Source organism: Phenylobacterium sp. (assembly GCF_031181185.1).
GTDB lineage: Bacteria > Pseudomonadota > Alphaproteobacteria > Caulobacterales > Caulobacteraceae > Phenylobacterium.
Genome location: NZ_JAPSKZ010000193.1, coordinates 1 through 6,681 on the forward strand (window position 1 = coordinate 1; position 6,681 = coordinate 6,681).

Here is a 6,681-nt window from a genome sequence, read left to right on the forward strand (position 1 = left end):
TCGCCGCCCAGGACCACCGCGGCGTCGTTGGGCCGGTGGCGATCGAGGAAGGCCCGCAGTTCGTCCTGCTGACGCAGATGGGCGCGGTGCGCCTGCTCCGGCGGCGCGCCGCTCCTGCGCCGCGCGGTCAGGGGGGTGTTGACGACGGCGAGCCGGCTGCCGTCGTCAAGGCGCAGCGTCACGAGCATGACACCCTTCGCCGCCAGGCAGTCGTAGCCGGCGCACGCCCGGAAGGCCTGGCTGACGGCGTCCTCGATGGGCAGGTCGCTCAGCACATACAGCCCGCCTCCGGCCAGGTTGCGCCAGCCGCGCTGGGGTCCCTGGGCCCAGTGACGGTAGCCGCTCCGCTTCAGCAGCGCGGCCATCTCGCCCCGGAAGCCTTCCTGTATGAGCACGACGTCGGGCTGGCGGCCTTTCGCCCGCAGCGCCGCCAGCTCGTCGCCAATCGCCAGCAGCGCATCGCGCCGCCCCGCCGCCACCGGCCAAGGCAGGCCCTTCACGTTGTAGGTGAGAACGCTGATCTCGTGCGCCGGAGGACCCGGCGCGGCGGCGATGAGCGCCGCTACGGGCAGCACCGCGGTGATCCCAACCATCGGATCGGCTCCGACGCTTCCACCGTCCCAATTCGTGACGGCGGGGCTCTCTTGGGGGGAGTCGGTGACGCCCGAATGACGCGGTTACGTCAGGGCTGTTTCAGCCCAACCGGTGCGCGGCCATGGCCTCGTAGTGCGGCCGCGCCTGGTCGGCGACGCGGCGCAGATCGTCGGGCAGGGGCGGGTACTCGGGACGACGGGGCGTCTCGAAACCGGTGGAGCGCTCGACGCTGTCGTACCAGGCCGGCGCCCAGACCCCGTCGCTGTCGCGGGGACCGGCGGGCCAGCTCAGCATGGCGGGATCGAAGGCGATGCCGAGCGCGTCGCACAGGCGGGCGAGGATGCGCGGCGGATCGGCCAGCACGTCCTGGCCGCGGACGACCGGCGGGGCGCGGCCCAGGCGGTCGGCCTCGCCCTCGAAGATCTCGCGCTGCCGGACGACGCCGATGTCGTCCAGCGTGACCTCGCCGCGCTTCTGCACGTAGGAGGCCAGCACCTCGGCGGGCTCGCGGATCAGGAAGGCGTTCACGCGGGCGGCGGTCCAGTCGAGGCCGAAGCCGTCCAGCATGTGGTGGGCCATCTGCTTCTCGTAGACGACGGGCGCGTCCAGTCGCTCCAGGCCCGCCACCACGTCCCGCCACTCCGTCGGCTGGGACGCCAGGACCTCCTCGCGCATGGGGTGGTCCAGGCCGGTGCTGGCGAGATAGGCGGCGTAGAACGGCTCGTCGACGACGGCGCAGTCCGGCCGGTTCTCGAAGCTGCGCATCATGGCGGTCGAGATGTTGCGCGGCCCCGACCACATGGCGATGCGGACGGTCATGCGCCGGCGTCCCGGTCCTTGAGGCGCTCGTACGCCGCGCGGAGCTGCGTCGTGACCGGGCCGGGCAGGGCGGCGGGCAGTGGGCGGCCGTCGATTTCGCGCACCGGCGTCAGCCCGCCGAAGGTGCCGGTGACGAAGGCCTCGTCGGCGGCCTGGGCGTCCTCCAGCGGGAAGTCGCCGAGCACGAGCGGCAGGCCCTCCTCCTCGCAAAGCGCGATGACGTTCGCGCGCGTCACCCCGTTGAAGCAGTAGTCGCCCCTGGACGTACGCACCTCGCCGTCGCGCACCCAGAAGAAGTTGGTGGCGTTGCAGCTGGAGACGAAACCGTGCGGGTCCAGCATCAGGGCCTCGTCTCCGCCCTTGTCCATCACGTCGATCAGGGCGCGGATCAGGTTCAGCCGGCTGTGCGAATTCAGCCGCATGTCGAACATCTCGGCCGGGGTGCAGCGGATCGACGAGGTGACGAGCGACAGCCCGCGGGTGACGATCTGGGGCGACGGCTGCTTGTACTCGGCGGTAATGACGATGGTGGGCCTGCCCAGCCAGTTGCGCGGATCCTGGTTCACGGCCGCCTTCTCGCCGCGCGTCACCATCAGGCGCAGGTGGGCGCCGTCCTCCATGCCGTTGGCGTCGAGGGTGCGCTGGATCTCGGCGGTGAGCTCGGCCGGCGAAAGCCCGATGTCGAGGGCGATGTCTCTCAGGCCCCGGTAGAGGCGATCCAAGTGGGCCTCCAGGAACAGCAGGCGGCCCTTGTGAAGGCGCAGGCCCTCCCAGACGCCGTCGCCCAGGACGAAGCCGGCGTCGAAGATCGAGACCTTTGCCTGGTCGCGCGGGACGAGCTCGCCGTTGACGTAGATCTTCAGGTCCGCGTTGCGCGGGTCGGCGGCGAAATCCTGGCTTCCGGGCATGGCGCACCCTAGAGGCAGCGCTAGAGTGTGGCCAAGAGCGAAGGAGTGCGCGTGATGGCGTTCATCGGCGGATCGACGGCGGAACGGGAGCTGGCGGAGCTGGCGCCGTGGCCGCACCCGGCGGCGCCGATCACGCGCGAGGAGCGCGAGGCGCGGCTCGCCAAGGCGCAGGGGCTGATGGCCGGGATCGGCGCGGACGCGATGATCGTCGGGGCCGGCGCCTCGCTGCGCTACTTCGCAGGCGTGGGCTGGAGCGCGACCGAGCGGCTGGTGGCCATGGTGCTGCCGCGCTCGGGAGAGCCCATCATGATCTGTCCGCGGTTCGAGGAGGGCTCGCTGCTTGCCTCCCTCGGCATCGAGGCGGCCCTGCGGCTGTGGGAGGAGCACGAGAGCCCCTACGACCTGACGGGCCAAGTGCTGCACGACCTGGGCGCCCGGAGCCTGGCGGTGGACCCGGCCCTCACGTTCGTCATGTTCGACCGGCTGCGGATCGCCGCGCCCGGCGTGGAGATGACCAGCGCCGAGGCGGTGATCGACGGCTGCCGGATGGTGAAGTCGGCCGCCGAGCTGGCGCTGATGGCCCAGGCCAAGGCCATGACCCTGGAGGTCCACCGGCGCGCCGCGCGCATCCTGCGCGAGGGGATCACCACGGCCGAGGTGCGCCGCTTCATCGACCAGGCGCATCGGGCGCTGGGCGCCGACGACGGCTCATCGTTCTGCGCCGTGCAGTTCGGCGAAGCGTCGGCCTATCCGCACGGCCTGCCGGGCGAGCAGACGCTGAAGGACGGCGACCTGGTGCTGATCGACACCGGCTGTCGCGTCCAGGGCTACAACTCGGACATCACCCGCACCTACGTCTTCGGGGCGCCCACCCAGGAGATGGTCCGCATCTGGGAGATCGAGAAGAAGGCCCAGGCCGCGGCCTTCGCCGCCGTGAAGCCGGGCGTCCCCTGCGAGGAGATCGACGCCGTGGCGCGCCGCGTGCTGGAGGCGGAAGGCTTCGGGCCCGACTACCGGCTGCCGGGCCTGCCGCACCGGACCGGCCACGGCATCGGGCTGTCCGTTCACGAGGCGCCCTACCTGGTGCGCGGCGACAGGACCCCGCTGCAGCCCGGCATGTGCTTCTCGAACGAGCCGATGATCGTGATGCCCGGCGCCTTCGGCATCCGGCTGGAGGACCACTTCCACGTGACCGAAACCGGCGCCGCCTGGTTCACCGAGCCGCAGCCGGCGATCGACCGGCCGGTCTGAGGACGGGCATCAGGGGCCGGCGCTCGGCGCAGGCGGACGCAGCAAGGCGGACCTGAACACCTGGGCCGCTCAGGCGGCGGTCTCGGCGGCGCTCTCGGCGGCGGCGAGGGTCGCGTTGAGCGCCTCGAGCAGTTGTTCGGGCTTCATCGGCTTCTCGACGACGGCGTTCATGCCGGCGGCGATGTAGCCGGCCGCGTCGTCGGGGTCGGCGTTGGCGGTGAGCGCGATGATCGGGATGCGGGCGATCGGGCCGGCCAGCGCGCGGATGGCCCGCGTGGCGGCCACGCCGTCCATGCGGGGCATGCGGATGTCCATGAGCACGAGGTCGAAGCGGCCGGTGCGGACGGCGTCGATCGCTTCCAGCCCGTCCTCGGCGGCTTCCGAGGTGCAGTCGAACATCTCGACCAGCGACTGGGCGACCATGCGGTTGGTGGCGTTGTCGTCGACCACCAGGACGTGGGCGGCGCGCGGGGCGGCCTGGTGCGGGGCTTCGGCGACGGGGGCGTGGGCGAGCTGCACGTCGAAGGCGAGCGTTTCGGAAGCGCCGGCGCCGGTCTCGCGCCGCAGCTGGCCGCCCATGGCGCCCAGGACGTGGCGGGCCAGCATGGCGGCCATGGCGGCCTCCAGGCCCAGGCGGGCGTCGATGGCGCGGATGCGGCGCTCGAGGTCCAGGCCTTCCCACTCCGCGTCGCGCACGGCGCGGACGAGACCCTCGAGCTGGACGCCGGCGGGGCCGGCGGCGGCGCGCAGGGTGACCTCGACGGCGCCGCGGCTGCGGGCGCCGACCGCCTCGCCGATCAGGCCGTCGAACACCTGCAGCAGGCGCTCGCGGTCGGCCAGGGCGGAGGCCTCGGGATCGCCGTCGTAGGACACGAGCAGGGTGACGCCGGCGCCGGCGGCCTTGGCCGTCCAGGTGTCCTGCAGCGCGTCGGCCAGCTCGCGCAGGCGGACGGGGGCGATGGCCAGGGTGGGCGCCTCGGCGGCGGCGGCGCGCAGCTGAAGCGCATTGGCCAGCAGGCGACGGAGGCCCTCGGCGGCCTCGGCGATGCCTTCCGCGCAGGCCTGGGCGTCGGGGGCGAGGCGGCGTTCGGTCAAGCGGTCGGCCAGCGCCTGCACGCCTTCCAGCTGCTGGCGGAGGTCGGCACTGACGCGCTCGAAGAAGAACTCGGGCAGGGACATGGCCGCCGTGGCGCTGGGAAGGACTTGCGCGGCATCATCCGGGCGGCGACTTGCCCACAGGTTAAATTGCGCAACTCGTAGTCGAATAAAAAGAAAGGCGGCGGACCCGAAGGTCCGCCGCCCAGGAAGGCGTATCTGGGAGGAAACGCCGAACTTAGAAGCGGTACTGCAGCTCCACGCCGTAGGTGCGCGGCTGGATCAGGCCGCGCGTGATGGCGGTGCGGGTCTGGACCAGGCTGCCGGGAGCCGTGGGGAGCTGCGGATTCGGCGGGCTGTCGAAGATCGCCGTGGGCGTCGTCGAGCCGTTCGAGGTGAAGCCGCGGTTGTCGAAGGCGTTCTTGACGAAGCCGATGACGGTGTAGCGGTCGTCGGCGTCGTTCCAGAGCACCCGGAAGTCGGTGACGTCGTAGGCCTTGACCCGGTTCGCCTCGCTCTTGAACGGCTGGTAGTAGGTCTCGTCGGTCCAGGTGTAGGTGGCCGACAGGATCAGGTTCCCTGGCCCGAACTCGAAGGTGTAGTTCGCGTTGCCGGCGAACTTGTGCTTCGGCGACTGGTAGATCCGCGAGCCTTTCAGCGTCTGGAAGACCAGGGCCGTGCCGTTCGAATTGGCGGACCCGCCGGAGGGCGTGGCGTTCGGGTCGCGGGCGCCCGGATCGGCCGGATCGTAGAAGCAGCAGCCCGAGGTGATCTCGGTGTGCAGATAGCCGTAGCTGGCCGACAGGTCGAGGTTGTCGATCGGCCGCCAGATGGCTTCCAGCTCCAGCCCGTAGGCCTCGGCGTCGACGTTGACGAAGTTGTTCGAAGCCGCCGTGCCCGCCGCGTTCAGCTGCGACAGGTTCAGCTGCATGTCCTTGTAGTCGTTGTAGAAGGCGGCGGCGTTGATCTGGAGCTGACCCGCGATGGTCTTCTTCAGGCCGATCTCGAAGGCGTCGACCTGCTCCTGGTCGGCCTGCGGATCGGGCGCCAGCGTGCCCAGCAGGAAGCCGCCCGACTTATAGCCGCGGCTGTACTTGGCGTAGCCCAGGGTGTCGGCGTCGGGCGTCCAGTCCAGGTTCAGCACGCCGGTGACGGCGTCCCAGCTGTCCTTGAGCGCGCGGAAGTTCTGCACGCCCGCGGTGTTCGGATCCATGTCGCTGGAGACGTCGTAGGCGACGGCGCCGAAGCCAGGCAGGGCCGGCGACTGGATGACCAGGCGCTGGAACTCCGTCCCGCTCTTCTTGTCCTTGGTGTAGCGAAGGCCGGCCGTCACCGCGAACTGGTCGTTCAGCTCGTAGGTGGCCTGGCCGAAGACGGCGAACGCCTTGGAGTTCAGGGTGGCCTGGCTGTCGGCGAAGTTGCGCAGCGGGTTCGGGGTGGCCGGAACGCCCGTCAAGGTGAGCGGCGCCGCCAGCTGAGCCTGGTTCGGGTTCGCGAGTTGGATCCGCTGACGATACTCTTCCTGATACTGGTAGACGCCGAGGATCCAGCGCAGCGGCCCGTCGCCGTTCGAGGTCAGGTTGATCTCGTTGGAGTAGTAGCGCTTGTGCTCGTTGAAGTCGGTGGTCTGGGTCGGGAAGTAGGGGACCGCCATGCCGGGCACGGTGATCGCCGTGGTTCGGCTGGTGTTATCGTAGTCGCCGCCGGTCTGGTAATTGTACTGCTGGAAGCCGCCGATGTACTTCAGGTCGGCGAAGCCGAGGTCGTAGCTGACGGTCGTCGTGATGACGTGGTTGCCGCGCAGCTGGCCGTAGCCGTCCGTGTTGGTGTTCATCACGTACGGATCTTCGACGCCCGGGTTGGGCGTCGCGTAGCCGAACTGCGGGTTCACCTGCAGCTGGCCGATGGGGCCGAAGATGCGGGTGGTGTCGTACGGCGTCGTCAGGTTGGCGAGGCGGTCGCCCACGCCCATGGTGTCGTCCCAGCTCGACCGGTTGTAGCGCACGAAGATGTC

The 6,681-nt window shown here is 70.6% G+C and carries 5 protein-coding genes and 1 pseudogene; 1 reads left to right on the plus strand and 5 read right to left on the minus strand.

Features of this window, described 5'->3' with window-relative positions; genetic code table 11:
* From RIF93_RS17570 to RIF93_RS17580, 3 genes and pseudogenes are all read right to left on the minus strand, one after another.
* Positions 1-593 (minus strand): annotated as a pseudogene (locus RIF93_RS17570) (endonuclease); the annotation flags it as partial.
* A gap of 100 nt (positions 594-693) precedes the next feature.
* A complete protein-coding gene (locus tag RIF93_RS17575) occupies positions 694-1,413 on the minus strand; it encodes a hypothetical protein (protein ID WP_309092747.1) in 720 nt (239 codons plus the stop codon).
* Positions 1,410-2,321, minus strand: a complete 912-nt coding sequence (locus RIF93_RS17580) for an aminotransferase class IV (protein ID WP_309092748.1) — start codon at positions 2,319-2,321, stop codon at positions 1,410-1,412. Before RIF93_RS17580 ends, RIF93_RS17575 begins: the two co-directional genes overlap by 4 nt.
* Positions 2,322-2,375: 54 nt before the next feature.
* Here RIF93_RS17580 and RIF93_RS17585 point away from each other — a divergent pair, with 54 nt between their 5' ends.
* The gene (locus tag RIF93_RS17585; protein ID WP_309092749.1) at positions 2,376-3,572 is read left to right on the plus strand and encodes a Xaa-Pro peptidase family protein; all 1,197 of its coding nucleotides are present in this window, start codon (positions 2,376-2,378) and stop codon (positions 3,570-3,572) included.
* 69 nt (positions 3,573-3,641) lie between these two features.
* On the opposite strand, the gene RIF93_RS17590 is transcribed toward RIF93_RS17585, so the two are convergent.
* Positions 3,642-4,751 (minus strand): response regulator, encoded by a 1,110-nt coding sequence (locus tag RIF93_RS17590; protein WP_309092750.1) that lies wholly within the window; start codon positions 4,749-4,751, stop codon positions 3,642-3,644.
* Between the two features lie 154 nt (positions 4,752-4,905).
* The coding region (locus tag RIF93_RS17595; RefSeq protein WP_309092751.1) for a TonB-dependent receptor domain-containing protein at positions 4,906-6,681 on the minus strand (1,776 nt) is incomplete at its 5' end.

What these genes read in the sequence shown, in the direction of transcription:
- RIF93_RS17575 (WP_309092747.1), bottom strand. Translation starts at nt 1,413, where the DNA reads ATGACCGTCCGCATCGCCATGTGGTCGGGGCCGCGCAACATCTCGACC.
- RIF93_RS17580 (WP_309092748.1), bottom strand. Translation starts at nt 2,321, where the DNA reads ATGCCCGGAAGCCAGGATTTCGCCGCCGACCCGCGCAACGCGGACCTG.
- RIF93_RS17585 (WP_309092749.1), top strand. Translation starts at nt 2,376, where the DNA reads ATGGCGTTCATCGGCGGATCGACGGCGGAACGGGAGCTGGCGGAGCTG.
- RIF93_RS17590 (WP_309092750.1), bottom strand. Translation starts at nt 4,751, where the DNA reads ATGTCCCTGCCCGAGTTCTTCTTCGAGCGCGTCAGTGCCGACCTCCGC.